The sequence below is a fragment of the Rhodococcus sp. Q genome, assembly GCF_005503035.1.
Classification (GTDB): Bacteria; Actinomycetota; Actinomycetes; order Mycobacteriales; family Mycobacteriaceae; genus Rhodococcus_G.
Genome location: NZ_SCOY01000025.1, coordinates 49,121 through 65,363, shown reverse-complemented (window position 1 = coordinate 65,363; position 16,243 = coordinate 49,121). Strand labels below are relative to the sequence as shown.

13 protein-coding genes, 1 tRNA gene and 1 other RNA gene are annotated in these 16,243 nt (G+C 70.1%); 8 read left to right on the top strand and 7 right to left on the bottom strand.

What is annotated here, in order from left to right:
• Nucleotides 1–208: 208 nt before the first annotated feature.
• The 3 genes from gluQRS to FFS72_RS19895 form a co-directional block, all read right to left on the bottom strand.
• On the bottom strand, nucleotides 209–1,111 hold the full coding sequence (gluQRS, locus tag FFS72_RS19905; protein WP_137875546.1) for a tRNA glutamyl-Q(34) synthetase GluQRS: 903 nt from the start codon (nucleotides 1,109–1,111) through the stop codon (nucleotides 209–211).
• Nucleotides 1,112–1,166: 55 nt separating this feature from the next.
• Entirely contained in the window at nucleotides 1,167–1,724 is a 558-nt protein-coding gene (locus tag FFS72_RS19900) for a TIGR03086 family metal-binding protein (protein WP_137875545.1), read from the bottom strand.
• A gap of 90 nt (nucleotides 1,725–1,814) precedes the next feature.
• Nucleotides 1,815–1,902: transfer RNA gene (locus FFS72_RS19895), tRNA-Ser, on the bottom strand.
• Nucleotides 1,903–1,996: 94 nt separating this feature from the next.
• On the opposite strand from FFS72_RS19895, the gene ffs reads away from it, so the two are divergent.
• Both ffs and FFS72_RS19885 read left to right on the top strand, forming a co-directional pair.
• Nucleotides 1,997–2,093: signal recognition particle sRNA small type (gene ffs / locus FFS72_RS19890), an RNA gene on the top strand.
• A 46-nt stretch (nucleotides 2,094–2,139) separates the two neighbouring features.
• The gene (locus tag FFS72_RS19885) at nucleotides 2,140–3,432 is read left to right on the top strand and encodes an aspartate aminotransferase type Ic (RefSeq protein ID WP_137875544.1); all 1,293 of its coding nucleotides are present in this window, start codon (nucleotides 2,140–2,142) and stop codon (nucleotides 3,430–3,432) included.
• 11 nt (nucleotides 3,433–3,443) lie between these two features.
• Here FFS72_RS19885 and FFS72_RS19880 read toward each other — a convergent pair whose 3' ends face one another.
• On the bottom strand, nucleotides 3,444–4,079 hold the full coding sequence (locus tag FFS72_RS19880) for a DUF5701 family protein (RefSeq protein WP_137875543.1): 636 nt from the start codon (nucleotides 4,077–4,079) through the stop codon (nucleotides 3,444–3,446).
• A 126-nt stretch (nucleotides 4,080–4,205) separates the two neighbouring features.
• Between FFS72_RS19880 and FFS72_RS19875 the strand changes: the two genes are divergently transcribed.
• Nucleotides 4,206–4,787 carry an HhH-GPD-type base excision DNA repair protein gene (locus FFS72_RS19875; protein ID WP_137875542.1) on the top strand — a complete coding sequence of 194 codons (582 nt, stop codon included), beginning with the start codon at nucleotides 4,206–4,208 and terminating at the stop codon, nucleotides 4,785–4,787.
• Nucleotides 4,788–4,804: 17 nt separating this feature from the next.
• Here FFS72_RS19875 and FFS72_RS19870 read toward each other — a convergent pair whose 3' ends face one another.
• Both FFS72_RS19870 and FFS72_RS19865 read right to left on the bottom strand, forming a co-directional pair.
• Nucleotides 4,805–6,514 (bottom strand): alpha/beta hydrolase, encoded by a 1,710-nt coding sequence (locus FFS72_RS19870; RefSeq protein ID WP_171018755.1) that lies wholly within the window; start codon nucleotides 6,512–6,514, stop codon nucleotides 4,805–4,807.
• 82 nt (nucleotides 6,515–6,596) lie between these two features.
• Complete coding sequence (locus tag FFS72_RS19865; RefSeq protein WP_137875541.1) at nucleotides 6,597–7,955, bottom strand: ammonium transporter; 1,359 nt, start codon at nucleotides 7,953–7,955, stop codon at nucleotides 6,597–6,599.
• Nucleotides 7,956–8,218: 263 nt separating this feature from the next.
• On the opposite strand from FFS72_RS19865, the gene FFS72_RS19860 reads away from it, so the two are divergent.
• Complete coding sequence (locus FFS72_RS19860; RefSeq protein WP_137875540.1) at nucleotides 8,219–10,582, top strand: DNA polymerase III subunit gamma and tau; 2,364 nt, start codon at nucleotides 8,219–8,221, stop codon at nucleotides 10,580–10,582.
• Nucleotides 10,583–10,605: 23 nt separating this feature from the next.
• On the opposite strand, the gene FFS72_RS19855 is transcribed toward FFS72_RS19860, so the two are convergent.
• Nucleotides 10,606–11,577, bottom strand: a complete 972-nt coding sequence (locus tag FFS72_RS19855) for an alpha/beta hydrolase fold domain-containing protein (protein WP_137875539.1) — start codon at nucleotides 11,575–11,577, stop codon at nucleotides 10,606–10,608.
• Between the two features lie 407 nt (nucleotides 11,578–11,984).
• Between FFS72_RS19855 and FFS72_RS19850 the strand changes: the two genes are divergently transcribed.
• The 4 genes from FFS72_RS19850 to FFS72_RS19835 all read left to right on the top strand — a co-directional run bounded on the left by FFS72_RS19850 (nucleotide 11,985) and on the right by FFS72_RS19835 (nucleotide 16,005).
• On the top strand, nucleotides 11,985–12,479 hold the full coding sequence (locus tag FFS72_RS19850) for a hypothetical protein (RefSeq protein WP_137875538.1): 495 nt from the start codon (nucleotides 11,985–11,987) through the stop codon (nucleotides 12,477–12,479).
• 132 nt (nucleotides 12,480–12,611) lie between these two features.
• Nucleotides 12,612–13,307, top strand: coding sequence for a hypothetical protein (locus FFS72_RS19845; RefSeq protein ID WP_502704134.1), 696 nt, complete (start codon nucleotides 12,612–12,614; stop codon nucleotides 13,305–13,307).
• Between the two features lie 92 nt (nucleotides 13,308–13,399).
• Entirely contained in the window at nucleotides 13,400–15,370 is a 1,971-nt protein-coding gene (locus FFS72_RS19840; protein ID WP_137875537.1) for a sensor histidine kinase, read from the top strand.
• Nucleotides 15,367–16,005, top strand: a complete 639-nt coding sequence (locus tag FFS72_RS19835; protein ID WP_137875536.1) for a response regulator — start codon at nucleotides 15,367–15,369, stop codon at nucleotides 16,003–16,005. The genes FFS72_RS19840 and FFS72_RS19835 overlap by 4 nt, the downstream gene beginning before the upstream one ends.
• Nucleotides 16,006–16,243: the final 238 nt, after the last annotated feature.

Below are 16,243 nucleotides of genomic sequence, written 5' to 3'. Positions count from 1 at the left end.
ACCGGGGACCGGGGGCGGCTGCGGGGGATTCTGCGGGCGCTGTGGGTCCGGCGTTCCGGGCGGCGGGTTCTCGCTCACGTGCTTCACCTTCGTCGTGCGGATGTCGTGACTGCCAGTGCGGGATAACTGTGACGGGCCGACCCTACGTCGAACACACGACGATTTCAGGGCGAAGCGGGCCGTGTCGGACGGTCCGTTCCACCGGGGCTCACGCGCCGACGAACACCCAGGGGACGCGCGGGAGCGACGCGGGGTCGAATCGGTGCAGCAGCTCGGCTGTCGAGGGCGCCTCGCCCGGTGCGGCCAGCCCCAACGACGCGGCGAGGATGCCGCGGACGGTGTCCCGGTCGCGGCCGAGGTCGGCCTGATCGGCGAGGGTGACGGCCCCGTCGCGTTTCGCCAGACGCGCACCGCCGGAGTTCAGCGCGAGCGGCACGTGCGCGTAGACGGGAACGGGGAGTCCGAGGAGTGACGCGAGGTACGCCTGCCGCGGTGCCGATCCGAGTAGGTCGTCGCCGCGCACGACCTGGTCGACGCCCTGCGCCGCGTCGTCGACGACGACCGCGAGGTTGTAGGCGGGCACCCCGTCGCCGCGGCGCAACACCACGTCGTCGACGAGTCCGGTGTACCGGCCGTGCAGGAGGTCGTCCACGGTGAAGTCGGTGACGTCGGCGCGCAGTCGGATCGCGGGCGGACGCCCCGAGTCCCGCTTCGCCTGCCGCTGCTCGTCCGTCAGGTCCCGGCACGTGCCCGGGTAGTGGCCGTCCGGGCCGTGCGGTGCGGTGGCCGCCTCCTGGATTTCCCTTCTGGTGCAGAAGCATTCGTATGTCCGGCCCGCGGCGACGAGGGTGTCGAGTGCGGCGGCGTATCCGGGGAGGCGTTGTGACTGGTGCACGACCTCGCCGTCCCAGTCGAGGCCGATCGCGGCGAGGTCGGCGAGTTGCCGCTCCTCGGCGCCGGGCCGGACCCGGTCGAGATCCTCGACGCGCATCAGGAACGCGCGGCCGGTGGAGCGGGCGAACAACCATGCCAGCAGCGCGGTGCGCAGGTTCCCCAGGTGGAGGTCACCGGACGGGCTCGGCGCGAACCGTCCCGCGCCGCCGTCACCCATGCCGCTCACCCTAGCCACTGCGCGAGTGCGCACCTGGTGCGCACTCGACGATCGCTCAGGCGCGCCGACCGAGCCGTCCGAGCACCCGTGTCTGCTCGTCGGCGTCCGCCGGGACCTCGACGACCGGGCCGCAGACGCCGGACGAGCGGATCATCTCGCCCATCCGGTCCGCGAGTGCTGCGGCCGCGGTGAGTTCCTCCGCGGGGATCGTCTCGTCGGCACCCGTGGCGCGCGCGATGTCCCACCGGTGGATCGCCAGGTCGAAGCAGATGAACGCGTCGAAGGTGGCCGCGGCGGTGGTGCGGCCCATGCTGCTGTCGTACTCGAGGTTCGCGCGCCGCGGATCGTCCAGGATGGCCTGGACCGCGTCACGCGTCGCGGTCCACGCACCCAGTGGGTCGTCGTCGACAGCGGGTGCAGGCGGCAGGGACAGTCCGACGGGGGTCAACGGCATGGACTGCACGTCGATCACGTGCTGGAGCACGTCGCGGGCCGTCCACCCCTCGCACGGCGATGTCGAGTCCCACCGGTCGGCGGGAACCGCGGCAACGGTGTCGGCGAGGTGGTTGGCGAGGCGGCGGTACCGGTCGGCGACTGCGGAGGTGTCGGTCATGACCTCATCCTGCGCCGCGATCGTCCCGGTGTCGCGGTACCGCACCGGAAACGACGATGGCCCCCGATCCGAAGATCGGGGGCCATCGTGTGGCGGAGGATAGGGGATTTGAACCCCTGAGGGCGTTAACCCAACCCGCGTTCCAGGCGAGCGCCATAGGCCACTAGGCGAATCCTCCGTGGGCGAGCATACCGGCTCACCCACCCAAGTACGAAAACGGGGGGTGGTGGACGCCCGGTTGTGACTGTCGCCGAAGGGATCGCTACACTCGGCACTGGATCCCGCGCGGCGCGCATCCTGTGAACTCCCCCAGGGCCGGAAGGCAGCAAGGGTCAATGGGCTCTGCCGGGTGCGCGGGGTCCCCTTATTTTTCGAGTTCCGTCCTCGCCGCTTCGGTGTGAAAGGTCTGTTCGGGATGCCTACCCAAACCCAACTTGGGTTGATGAGCCACGAGGAACTCCGTTCCGAGCACGAGCAGCAGTCCGAGAAGTACGCGCAGCTCAAGGCCGAGAAGCTGACCCTGGACCTGACGCGAGGCAAGCCGGCGCCCGAGCAGCTGGACCTGTCGGAGGCACTGCTGTCCCTGCCTGGTGAGGGAGATCACCGCGACGGCAGCGGAACCGACGTCCGCAACTACGGCGGATTGGCCGGACTCCCCGAACTGCGCGCGATCTTCGGCGAGCTGCTGAACATCCCCGTCGCGAACCTGCTCGCGGGCAACAACGCGAGCCTCGAGATCATGCACGACCTGGTCGTGTTCTCCCTGCTGCACGGGAACGCCGATTCGCCGCGGCCGTGGTCCCGTGAGGAGAAGGTCAAGTTCCTGTGCCCCGCACCGGGCTACGACCGGCACTTCGCGATCACCGAGTCGTTCGGCATCGAGATGATCCCGGTCCCGATCCGCCCCGACGGGCCGGACGTCGACGCGATCGCACACCTCGTCGCGGAGGATCCCCAGATCAAGGGCATGTGGGTCGTGCCGACGTACGCGAACCCGACGGGCGCCGTGTACTCGGAGCATGTCGTGCGCGCCCTCGTGTCGATGCCGACCGCCGCCCCCGACTTCCGTCTCTTCTGGGACAACGCCTACGCGGTGCACCCGCTGACCGAGGAGTTCGCGCCCGCGTACGACGTGCTCGGGATGGCTGCGGAGGCCGGAAACCCGAACCGTCCGTACGTGTTCGCGTCGACGTCGAAGATCACGTTCGCCGGCGCAGGCGTCAGCTTCTTCGGTGGCTCAGACGCGAACCTGGCCTGGTACCAGAAGCATCTCGGCAAGAAGAGCATCGGACCGGACAAGGTCAACCAGCTTCGTCACCTGCGTTTCTTCGGTGACGCCGACGGTGTCCGCGCCCACATGGCCAAGCACCGCGACATCCTGGCGCCGAAGTTCGCCGCGGTGCTGCGGATCCTCGAGGACCGCCTCGGTCCGTCGAAGATCGCGTCGTGGACCGAGCCCAAGGGCGGCTACTTCATCAGCCTCGACGTCGTGCCCGGTACCGCGAAGCGGGTCATCGCGTTGGCGAAGGACGCCGGTATCGCGTTGACGGCGGCCGGGTCCGCGTTCCCGTACTCCACGGACCCGGACGACACCAACATCCGGCTCGCGCCCAGCTTCCCGTCACTCGCGGATCTGGAGACCGCGATGGACGGCGTCGCCACCTGCGTGCTGCTCGCCGCGACCGAGGCAGCACTGGGCGACGCCTGACCGTCCCGGGGTCAGGGCTCCACGCGGGCGCCCGCGGAGGCGGATCCGAGCCATGTGTGCGGGTTTCCGTTCCAGCACCAGCCGAGCTTCGGCCTGCGCTGGCTGATCCACAGTGCGGGTACGCGTTTGTCGCCGCACCGCGACGCGAGCAGTGAGAAGCACTTGTTCTTGCGCAGCATGTCGGGGCGGGCGGTAATCAGGGCGATTCCCTCTGCGACGGTCAGTCCGGTGCGACCCCGTGCCGTGAGCGAGGCCGCCGCGTCGGCGGGCGTCACGTTGAGGTACGCGCTGCCGGTGTCGATGTCGTGCAGGAGGTAGCCGAGGCCGCCGGGGATCGTCACGGATTCGACGGGCCGGAACCGGGCGAGGTCGTCGGCATCGATGTCGGAGAAGCCGCGATGGCTGCCGAGCGCGGTGTGGCCCATCGCGGTGTGGGCGTCGATCGGCGTTCCGGTCGCGGTCCGCGCGACGACGAGCACGAACGGGATGTGGTCCTCGCCCTGCTCCGCGGGTGCGCTCGACGTCAGGTCACGTAGCGGTTGCAGGGCAGCGGTGAAGTCCGTCGGGCTCAGCCCGGTCAGGGCCGGGTAGCCGAGGTCGGTCAGGACCTGGAGCTGTCGGTCGAATTCCTCGTGCGGTGTCGTCATGCGTTCCCCTTTTCCGTACGGCGTACCGACTGTCAACGGTCGAGGTTGCCCAATTGTTCCGGGCGGCCCGGCGTACTCGGGCGAAGCATCGGGCCTTCTCGCGGCGGCGGTGCGAGAATCGAGGGCATGTCCCTCACGCTGCACCTCGCTGGAGATCCCGACGCCGACGCCCTGCTCGCATCGAATCCGCTCGCCCTGCTGATCGGGATGCTGCTCGATCAGCAGATCCCGATGGAGGTGGCATTCGCGGGACCCCGCAAGCTCGACGAGCGGCTTGGCGGCCTCGACGTTCACACGATCGCGGAGATGGACGAGGAGGCGTTCCTGGCCATCTGTGCGACACCGCCCGCGGTGCACCGGTTCCCCGGATCGATGGGCAAGCGTGTTCAGGACCTGTGCCGGTTCCTCGTCGAGCACTACGACGGCGACCCCACGGCCATCTGGACGGAGGGCGACCCGGACGGCAAGGAGGTGCTCAAGCGCCTCAAGGCGCTGCCCGGGTACGGCGACCAGAAGGCGCGAATCTTCCTCGCGCTGCTGGGGAAACAGATCGGGGTTGAGGTCCCCGGCTGGCGCGAGGCGGCAGGCGCGTACGGCGAGGACGGGTCGCGGCGGTCCATCGCGGACGTCGTCGACGACCAGACGCTCGCCGAGGTCCGCGAGTTCAAGAAGGCCGCCAAGGCTGCGGCGAAGGCGGCGAAGGCGTAGCTACGCCCGCGAGTCGACTACTCGGGCAGCCCGTCCCGGATGACGGTGTGCACGCGGGCGGTGTCGTCGGCGGTCCAGCCCTCGGGCTGCAGGATCGCGGCCCACATGTCGGCGGCATCGGCCCCGAAGGTGTGTCCGTGACCGGGCGGGACATCGGCGGAGAACACCATGTCCAGGGTGACCTGCCAGAACGTCACGAACGGGATCCATCTCATGCCGGGGTCGACGTCGTCGCCGAGCGGTTCGCGCAGCCAGTCCGGCTTGTTCAGCAGCAGGTCGAACGACCACCAGGTGATCGGGTCGGATGCGTGCTGCCAGTAGACGATTCGCGGATCGCCCCAGGGGGCACCAGCCAACTCGAGGTCGGCTGCCGACGCCACGAATCGCACGTTCTCGCCACCGTCGATCACGGGAAGCCGTTCGAACGAACCGGAGTCGCGGTGTGCGGTCAGATACGACCACTGCGGGGCGAAGTTCGGGGTACCGACCCACAGCGCGCCGTCCGTGCGGGCCAGCATGTCCGGGGCGCCGCTGAAAGCGCCCTGACCACCGAATGATCCGAGGCTCTCCCCGAACGTGACGAGCTTCGGGCGGGACTCTTCCGGGCGTTCCGCCAGTGCCCTCTCGACCGCCTCGAAGAGTGCCCGCCCGGCCTGGGGCGGGGTCTCGCGGTCGGCGATGAACGACAGTGCGCTCGGCAGGAAGGAGTACTGCATCGCCGCGATCGCGGAGTCGCCGCCGGTGGTGTACTCGAGGGCGGACGCGACGCGGGCATTGACCCAGCCGCGTCCGGTGGTCGTCGCGACCGCGACGACGGACCGGTCGAATGCCCCGGTGCGTTCGAGTTCCGCGACCACGAGATCGGCGGCGTCGTCCACGTTGTCGGCGGATTCGCGACCCGCGTACACGCGGATCGGCGTGAGTGCGGGACGCCCTGTGACGCTGGTGATCTGCTCGGCGGTCGGCCCGCCCGCGACGAAGGTCCGGCCTTCCCGGCCGAGGGTGTCCCAGGGCTGCGCGGACGCGGGCGATCCGGAGCGCTCCGGTGTCTGCGGCTGCTTCACTCCGTCCGCGGTGCTCTGGTCGGCGGCAGCAGCGGACTGGTTCGCCAGGCCGATCAGCCCCCGGTACACCAGACCGTTCACGGCGAAGATGCCGACGACGACAACGAGCGCGACGGCGACGAGCCGAGCGATCGGCGCGGGGACGTACCGCGAGCCGACGCGGGTGAGGGCTCGGGTACCGCGCCGGATGCCGCGCGCGGCGGCGAGAAGGAGGACGGCGACGGCCAGGGACAGCACGAGGATCAGCAGGTAGTTGGCGCGATTGATGCGCTCGACACCGGCGAGGTCGCGGACGATCTGCTGCCACCACGAACCGAGAATCAGGAAGGTCGGGACGGTGACGGCGGCGACCGCGGCCAGCGACCACCAGCCGATGCGTCGGGTCCGATCCGAGAAGTTCGGGGACACACCGCACCTGCGGACCACCCACGCCGCGGCGCACCCGAGCCCATAGCCGATCGCGACGCTGATGCCGGTCGCGACGGCCTGCAGATACCAGACCCGAGGCAGGAGCGACGGCGTCATCGACCACACGAAGAAGAGCAGTGCGACGCTGAGCCCGACCGGGTGCAGTGCCGCGAATCGGTGTGGGGGCCCGAGCTGTTCGGGAGCCGGCGCGGCGTCGTCCGGGATCGGGTCGGCGGCGGTGAGTGTCGTGGTCATCGTCGGTCCTGGCTGCGGGGTGTGCGGGATCCGGGACCGGACCCCCGCGGATGGTAGCGGACCGGCGTCGGTTAACCCACAGCTACGCCTTGCCGGGTGCGGTGGAATCGTCGCTGTCGGGATCGCGGCGCTGCCTGTCCTCGTCGCGGTGCGGCGGGAACAGGCCCGTGTGGCCGCCGAAGGGTCCGTGCGATGCGGGATTGCCGTGGGCGAGGACGGCATGCTCGTAGGCGGACTCGGCGTGCAGCGCGAGGTCGATGCCTCCGGCCTCTTCGTCGGCGGTGACGCGGAATCCGAACGTCCGGTCGATCATTTTGCCGAGCAGATAGGTGACGCCGAACGCGTATCCGCCGACCACGACGACGCACAGCGCCTGCTTGCCGAGTTGGGTGAGTCCGCCGCCGTACAGCAGGCCTTCGGCCCCGTTCGTCATGATCTGGGCGGCGAGCAGGCCGATGGCGAGGGTGCCGACGATGCCGCCGACGAGGTGCACGCCGACGACGTCGAGGGAGTCGTCGTATCCGAAGCGGAACTTCCAGCCGACGGCGAACGAGCAGACGACACCGGCGAGCAGACCGACGACCGCGGCACCGAGGACGGTGACCCACCCGCACGACGGGGTGATCGCGACCAGACCCGCGACGACGCCGGACGCGGCGCCGAAGGTGGTCGGGTGGCCGTCGCGGCGCTGCTCGACGACCATCCAGCCGAGCATGCCGGTGCAGCCTGCGACGAGGGTGTTGACGAAGACGGCCGCCGCGGTGCCGTTGGCGCCGAGCGCGGATCCGGCGTTGAAGCCGAACCAGCCGAACCACAGCAGTCCGACGCCGAGCAGGACGAGCGGCAGGTTGTGCGGGCGCATCGGCTCGGTGCCGAACCCGATCCGCTTGCCGAGCACCAGGGCGAGCGCCAGGCCGGACGCACCGGACACGATCTCGACGACGAGACCGCCCGCGTAGTCGAGGGCGCCGAAGGCGGCGATCCAGCCGTCCGGGCCCCACACCCAGTGCGCGACGGGGACGTACACGAGCAGGGTCCACACGGGGACGAACACCATCCACGACGAGAACTTGGCGCGGTCCGCGATCGCACCGCTGATCAGGGCAGCTGTGAGGATCGCGAAGGTGAGCTGGAACGTGGCGAACAGCAGCTCGGGGACGGTGCCGTGGACGGTGTCGGGGCCGATGCCCGCCATCCCGATGTGTTCGAGTCCACCGAGGAGCCCGCCGCCGATGTCGTCGCCGAAGACGAGGGTGTACCCGACGACCAGCCACACGACCGTGACCAGCGCGATCGCGACGAAACTCATCATGATCATGTTGAGCACGCCCTTGGACCTGACCATGCCGCCGTAGAACAGCGCCAGACCCGGCGTCATCAACAGGACCAGTGCGGTACTCGCCAGCAACCAGGCGGTGTCGCCGGTGTCGATCGCGTTCACGTTGTGCTCCTGTCGGTGGCTCGCTCGTATACCGCAAGCGACGATGGTCTGCTCGGGTTTCACCGGCACTGCAGTGGTGTTGCGTGATTGTTTCGCCTTTCTCACACGCCGGAAGTTCGTGAGCGCCGGGGTGGCGTGAACGGATCGTTCACGCCCTGGGAAGGGCCCGAACGATCCGTTCACGCCCACGACAGGGAGCGGACGCAGGCGGGCGCCCGGCGGGGGACGGGCCCGATGTCGGTGCTCGCCGGTACCCTCACGGCGTGGCCCTCTACCGGAAGTACCGACCGGCGACCTTCGCGGAGGTGGTCGGGCAGGAGCACGTCACCGAGCCCCTGAGCACCGCCCTCGACGCCGGACGCATCAACCACGCGTACCTGTTCTCCGGTCCGCGTGGCTGCGGTAAGACGTCCTCCGCGCGCATCCTCGCCCGCTCGCTCAACTGCGTGCAGGGGCCCACCTCGACTCCGTGCGGGACGTGCCACTCCTGCGTCGCCCTCGGTCCGGGTGGTCCGGGCAACCTCGACGTGATCGAGCTCGACGCCGCGAGCCACGGCGGCGTCGACGACACCCGCGAGTTGCGCGACCGCGCTTTCTACGCGCCCGCCGAGTCGCGCTACCGGATTTTCATCGTGGACGAGGCGCACATGGTCACCACGCAGGGCTTCAACGCCCTGCTCAAGATCGTGGAGGAACCGCCGGAGCACCTGATCTTCGTGTTCGCGACCACCGAGCCGGAGAAGGTGCTGCCGACGATTCGGTCGCGCACCCACCACTACCCCTTCCGGTTGCTCGCGCCGAACACGATGCGCGGGCTCCTGGAGAAGATCTGCGTGCAGGAGCAGGTCTCGGTGCAGGACGCGGTGTATCCGCTGGTCATCCGGGCGGGCGGGGGCTCGCCTCGCGACTCGCTCAGCGTGCTCGACCAGCTCCTCGCCGGGGCGGGCGACGAGGGCGTGACGTACCCGCGCGCACTCTCACTCCTCGGCGTCACCGATGTCGCGTTGATCGACGAGGCTGTCGACGCGCTTGCCGTCGGCGACGGGGCAGCCCTGTTCGGCACCGTCGACAAGGTGATGGACGCCGGCCACGACCCGCGCCGTTTCGCCGTCGATCTGCTGGAACGGCTCCGCGACCTGATCCTGATGCGCGCGGTCCCCGACGCGGGTGAGCGTGGGCTCGTCGACGCACCCGGTGACGTGCTCGAACGGATGCGGGAGCAGGCGGAGCGCATCGGCCCTGCCACGCTGGCCCGCTATGCGGAACTCCTGCACGCCGGTCTGGGCGAGATGCGAGGCGCTACGGCTCCGCGGTTGCTGCTCGAAGTGATCTGCGCGCGGATGCTGCTGCCCGCCGCATCCGATGCCGAGTCCGCCGTCCTGCAACGCCTCGAACGGCTCGAGCAGGGTGGCGTGGTCGCCGCCGGTGCCCACGTCCCGGCCGCTGCCGCGGTCCCGTCGGCCGCGCCTTCGGCTCCCGCACCGGACGGTCCGGCACCGCGGTTCCAGCGCCCGTCGCAGCGAAAGCAGGCGGACGATGCCGTGGTAGCGGCGGAACCTGCCGCCCCGGTGCCTGCGGTGTCGAACGCGCCGACCCCCGAAGCCGCGGCGGCGACGCCCGAGGTCCACCCTGTGGTGACGCCCGAGCCCGCGGCGGTCGTGTCGCCCGAGCCCGCGACGGTGGTGACGCCCGAGCCCGCGGCGGTGGTGACGCCCGAGCCTGCGGCGGCCGAACCCGAGGTTCCGGTGGATGTGCCGTCGGTGGACGCAGCGGTGCCCGAGGCGCCCGTTGTTGCGGAGTCCGTCGCGTCCGAGAGTGCGGATGCGGACGAGGCAAACGACGTTGCGCCGCAGCTGATTTCCGAGAGCGCCGTCTCCGTGCCTCTCGAGCCCACAGCGCCCCCGGTGCCTGAACCTGAAGCGCCCCCGGCGCTCGAGCCCACAGCGCCCCCGGCGCCCGAAGCTGAAGCGCCCCCGGCGCCCGAGCCCGCGGTGGCTGCGGCTGCCAACGAGCCCGATGCCGCAGCGGTGCGGGCGGCGTGGTCGGAGGTCCGGGCGAAGGTCCGTGATCGAAGCCGCACCGTCGAGGTGATGCTGTCCGGCGCATCGGTGCGCGGGGTGGGTGACGGCCGTCTGGTGCTCGTGCACGCGTCGGCGCCCCTGGCCAAGCGGCTGGCGGAGCCCCGAAACGCCGAGGTCATCCGGCAGGCGCTGCACGATGTGTTCGGCGTGGACTGGTCGGTCGACTGCCAGGTGGGGTCTGCGGACGAACCTGCACCTGCGCGCGCAGCCACGCGTCCGCAGCAGTCGAAACCTACTGCTGCTCCCAGGTTCTCACGGCCAAGTCAGGCGCAGGCGGCGCCTGCGTCAGCCCCGGAGTCTCGTCCCGAACCCGCTTCGCGTCCCCCCGTCGACGACATTCCGCCGCCCGACGAACCGGACTACCCGCACGATCCGGGGCCGATGGACTTCGATCCGCCCACTCCGGACTCGGTGACCGCCGAGGACGAAGAGGAAATGATGGCGGAGGCCGCCGAGCCCGCGGATCCTTCCGTCCGGCGGGACCCCGACGAGGTCGCGCTCGAACTGCTCGCGGACATCCTCGGGGCCAAGCCGATCGACGGCTGACGGTGCGGGCGTCGGCGGTCTGCTCAGGCCGAGCGGAGGCGCCTGGACGCGACGTTGCGTCGCGCGAAATCCACACTGAGAGAGATGAGTTCGCTGCTCTCGCGTAGCACTGTCGCGAGGACGGGGAAGGCGTGGATCTGGCCGCTCCAAAGGTGCGTCTCGACGGTCCGTCCGGCACGTTCGAGGCGATCGGTGAGGAGTTCGACGTCGGGTCGCATCAGCTCGTACTCCGCGCAGGCGAGGAACACCGGTGGAAACAGGGCGGGATCGGCGTCGACGGGGGACTCGGCTCCTGGGATGCGGTCGGGTCCACCGAGCCAGCGGTCCTTGAGCTGGGCGACCTTGCGCATCGGAAGGTATGCGTCCTTGCGCATGAACTGGGGATCGTGGCGTTCGAGGTGCAGATTGAGCAGCGGCGAGTATCCGATCACCGCGGCCGGTCGGTGAAGTCCCTGGGCCACCGCCAGCTCGGCGACCTTCATGGCGAGGTAGCCGCCGGCCGAGTCGCCCGCGACGATGACCTTCGTCGGGTCGGGACAGTCGTCGAGCAGGGCCCGGTATGCGGCCATCGCGTCGGCGATCGACGTGCCGATCCCGCCGTCGGGTAGCTGGCGGTATTCGACGGACACGACCGGAACACCGGCCTTCGCCGACATGAGTCCGCAGAGGCTGCGGTGGGTGCCGCGTCCGCAGAAGACGAAGCCGCCGCCGTGGAGATACAGGATGGTGGCGTCCGAGAGGTCGTCGGTCGCGACGTGATTGTGGGTGATCCGCTCGCAGGGCACTCCGCCGAGGTTCAGGGGCTCCACGCGGGTGCGGGGAGGCGCGGGGAGTCGGTCGACGAAGGTTTCCAGGTCGGCGAGCACGCGGATGCCCGCGTCGGTGGCAGGCCAGATCGTGAACAGCGGCTTGACCACCGCGTGCGCGAACCCGGAGACCAGGTGTGCGCGGAGGCTGACATCCCAGTGCCAAACGGTGTTCTCCCCGGTGCGCATTGTGCGACCCCTTTGCATTGCCGTGACGTATGTCACGCTCACGATAGGGCGGTCGGTCTCGTTTCGGAGGCGAACCGACCGGCCAACCGCGGAGGGCGTCCGTGTGCCGGGCACATGCTGCGACGATCTTCGTTTCCCGAATCAAGGACGTTCGGACATCGGCGCGTCATCTCCTCGTCGACGACCATTTCTGGCATCGTTGCTCAAGCGAACTGGTTGGAAGGCCTTTCATCGGGTGAACGTCAGCAGTCGTCACAGGATGTCGGTGGCGGGACGGGTGCGTGATCCGGATCGGGGCCGAGCACGACGGATCGCCGACCTGGGGGCTGTTCAGCAGCCTTCCGGGGCCGTAGTCTTCCGGGCACGAACTTGGGCCAGGTGGCGACACGACGAGGGAGTGGGTGACCATGCGGTTGCACCGCCTCGACGAGTGCCGCGACGACGAGCCCGCGGACCACGCGAACCTGACGCTGCTCATCTCGCCCGACGACGCAGCGGAACCGAGTTTGGCGACGCTACGCGTCGTCGGCGTCGTTCGAACCCGCGGCGGTGAGCCGGTCCCCGGCGCCACACTCGACTGGTGGCATCCGGCCGAGGCCGACGGCGGCGCGATGGCCGACGACGGTGTCGATCTCGTGGGGTCGACTGCACCGGACGGAACGGCGATCGCGTGCGATCGCGGCTCCTTCGACGTCACGGCAGGCGACCCAGAGGAGCATCTGAAGGTCGTGGTCAGCGCTGACGGCTACGCGCCACTCGAAGTTCGTCTGGTGCCGCTGCCGGGCCTTCCCGCGATCTCCCCGCCGATCGCGAGGTCCGGCAGGGCGCCGCTCGCCGTCCGCCCTGGCGCCGCCGACCAGGTCGAATCCTGGTGCGAGTTCCTGCTCTCGCCACTGGAGTGACCCGAATTCACTGGACTGACCCGAATTCTTCCCGGGTGCCCGGGTCACCGGACCCTGGTGGCCGGGACATCGGGCGCCACATCCTGAACTGCAGTCGATCCCGTACGGGCGGGGCAGTGAAGGAGGAACCAGATGACGATCAGCAGTTCCACGGAAACCGAATCCACCGCGGCTGCCGTCCCCGCGGCGCGGCGCGTCGGGTGGACCGCGGCGGGTGTCCTCGCAGGCGTCGCGGGCGTCGTCGGAATTCAGGCGAGCGGCGGCGTCACCGCGGTGTACGACGAGGGGATCGCCGGGAACCCGGTCGCTATCGCGGAGCGGCTCACCGACCAGCGAACGACGATCCTGGTCGAACACTTCGGGTTCGCGATCGCGGCCTTGGCGTTGCTGGTGTTCGCGGCCGGATTGGCGCGTCTGCTCACCGACCGGTTGGAGCGGGGGAGTGTGCTTCCCGGGGTCGCGGCGGGTGGCCTGGTGGTGACGTCGGCGGTCTGCCTCCTCGGCACCGGCCTGACGACCGAGCTGGTGTTCGGGCTGTCCGAGCGGGACCAGATGGTCCCCGAGTTCGCCGTCGTGGCGGCGCACTGGCTGGGCACGATCCCGTGGCTGTGGGCGGCGGCGGGTGTCAGTGCGTTGGCGGTTGCGGCGGCGTCGCTGCGACATGGGGCGGTCCCTCGCTGGCTCGGCTGGGTGAGTGTCGTCCTCGGCGGGCTCACCGCACTGTTCGGGATGTCGCCGCTGCAGTACATGGCCGGGTTCACCGGCCCCGTCTGGGTTCTCGTCTGCGCGATCGGTCTGTGGGTCAGCGGACGCAAGCAGGCGGTCTGACCGACAATGAGGCCTTCGGCTTGTGTGCCTTCGTGGTGGCTGGAACCACGAAAAGGGCGCACGGGCGGCGGGGTCGCGGGAAGGAGTGACGGGTGAGCGAACGACTCGAGGGGTCGGTGGGTGGCGGCGCGCCGGTACCCGCTGTCGCGCTCGCCGTCACGGCCTGGTTGCTGGCGGTGTCGTCGGTGGTGCTGTTCCTCGCCGCCGATCCGACGCTGGACGCCAACCAGCTGTTCTTCCTCGTCGACGTCGTCGGCGCGGCGGTGTACGGGACGGTCGCGGGGGTCGTGCTGGCCCGCCGCGTCCATCCCGTACCCGTCATCCTGGGGCTCGGGGCGGTCGGGATCGGCCTCGCCGCCTTCAGCTACGCCTACACGCAGTTGGCGGCGGTCCGCCCCGGGCTGCCGGGTGTCGCCGCGATCGAGCCACTGCAGAACACCGCCTGGATTCCCGGGACGCTCGCTCTGTTCCTCGTGGTGCCGTGGCTGATTCGCGACCAGCCTCTCGACGCGATCGCCCGCACCGGACTCGTCGCAGGCGTCGCGACCACCGTCTGGTTCTTCGTCGCGCGCACCTGGACCGACACGACGACGCTGTGGCTCGTGGCCCCGGTCGCGGGCATGGGCCTGGTCACCGCGGCCGACGTGTGGCGACGCCACCGGACCGGACCTGTCGACGAACGTGTCGGCCTCGGCTGGCTGACCGTCGGCACCGCGCTGATGGCGCTCTCGTTCGTGCCTCTGGCGCTGCCCGAGTCGTGGCCGTGGCTGTGGATGGTCAACCCGCTCGTGCACCTCGCCGTTCAGGCCTTCTACCCGGCGGCGATGCTCGTCGCGGTGCTGCGGCAACGGATGTGGGGTCTCGACCTCGCCGTCAGCCGGGCTGTTCTCGCCGGCACGCTGACGGTCGGCCTCATCGCCTTGTATGTGGTGGTCGCCACTGCACTCGCCCGTCTCCTGCCGACATCGGATTCCGTTCTCGCACAGGCGGTTGCGGCCGGAGCCGTCGCGGTGGCCGTCGTCCCGGTCCGATCGTGGCTGCAGCAACGTGTGCACGACCTCGTCTACGGGGCGGGGTCCGACCCGGCCCGGGCCGTCCGCGACCTCGGGGGCCGCTTCGCGTCCGCGCGGAAACCGGAGGAGCTGATGACCGAGCTCGCGGCGGGTGTCGCGGTGGCGTTGCGGCTGGAGTCGGTGACGGTGTGGCGCACCGGCGAGGCGGAACCCGCAGTCCGGTACGGGGTCCCGTCAGGGGAGGCGACGAGCGTCGACCTGGTGCATCGCGGTGCGCCCGTCGGCGTCATCGCCGCGACCGCGCCACCCGGGGTGTCGCTGGACTCTCGGGCCCGGAAATCGTTGTCGGAGTTGGGTTCGGTGGTCGCGACGGGGCTGATGCTCGTGCAGGCGTCCCGCGAACTCGACGCGGCGCGGGACCGGTTGTCGACGGTGCGGCTGGAGGAGCGGCGCGTGATCCGGCGCGAGTTGCACGACGGTCTCGGTCCGTCACTCGCGGGAATCAGGCTCGGGTTGCAGGGAGTGCGGAACCTGATCGCGGTCGACCCCGACGCCGCGGCGCGACTGCTGGAGTCCCTGCAGCAGCAACTCGACCATCAGGTGGATGGCGTCCGGTCGTTGTCGCGCACGCTCTTTCCGCCGATCCTCGACGAGTTGGGTCTCGCTGCGGCACTCCACGAACTCGCCGCCCAGCATGCCCGCGCCGGCTTCGTCCTCGACGTGCACGCCGACGTCCCCGCGACCCTGGACCTGGCTGCCGGGGCCGCTGCGTACGGTATCGCGGTCGAGGCGGTGTCGAATGCGCGCAGGCACAGCGGCGCCGACGGTTGTCGGGTCGAAGTGGTCTGTGCCTCAGATGGTTCAGCGGTGTCCGAGCTCACCGTCATCGTGCTCGACCGGGGTGCGGGATTCGCCGCAGGCCACACGGGGGGAGTGGGAACCCGGTCGATGCTGGAGCGAGCGAGCGAACTGGGCGGCACTCTCGTCATCGACTCACCTCCTCCCGGCGGTACCCGGGTGACCGCCCGGCTACCGTTGGCCGAATCATGACCGATATCCGTGTTGCCGTCGTCGACGACCATCCCGTGTTCCGGCTCGGGATGGTCGCACTGCTGTCCACTCTCGACGGAATTCGGGTGGTGGCGGAGGCCAGTTCGGCGGCCGAGGCAGCCGCTGCTGTGACCGCCGACGTCGACGTCGTCCTGATGGACATCGAACTCGGCGACGGATCGGGGATCGAGGCGACCCGTGACCTGCTCGCTCGCCTGCCCTCGGTCCGGGTGCTGATGGTGACGATGCACGAGGGCGACGACGCCCTACTCGCGTCGGTCCGGGCCGGTGCCCGCGGTTACCTGGTCAAGGGCGCGGGACCGGAGGAGGTGGAGCGGGCGCTGCGCGCGGTTGCGCACGGTGACCTGTTTCTCGGCGCGGCGGTCGCGGAGCGGGCGATGGGTTTCCTGGCGTCGCCGCGGGGGTTGACGCCCGCGGTGTTTCCCGAGCTGACGGACCGCGAACGGGAGATCCTCGACCTCGTCGCCGCCGGTCACGACACTGCCACCATTTCGCGGCGTCTGGTGCTCAGCCCGAAGACCGTCCGCAATCACACGTCGAACATCCTCACCAAGCTGGGTGTCCCGGATCGGTCGGCGGCGATCGTGCGGGCGCGGGAGGCGGGACTCGGCTGATCGTGCTGCTCGGGGACTCGGCCTGATCGCGGTGCTGCTCGGGGACTCGGCCTGATCGCGGTGGTGCTCGGGGACTCGGCCTGATCGCAATGGTCACGGACCTCGCTCGCTTCGGTCCTAGATCCAAAAATGACACGGGTTCTATGGTTACGGTGACTGGGGGTGTCTGCCGGCGATCGTCGCACGGCGATCGGCACGCACACCGGATCCGAAGATGAACCGCTCGCACGCGGCGCAG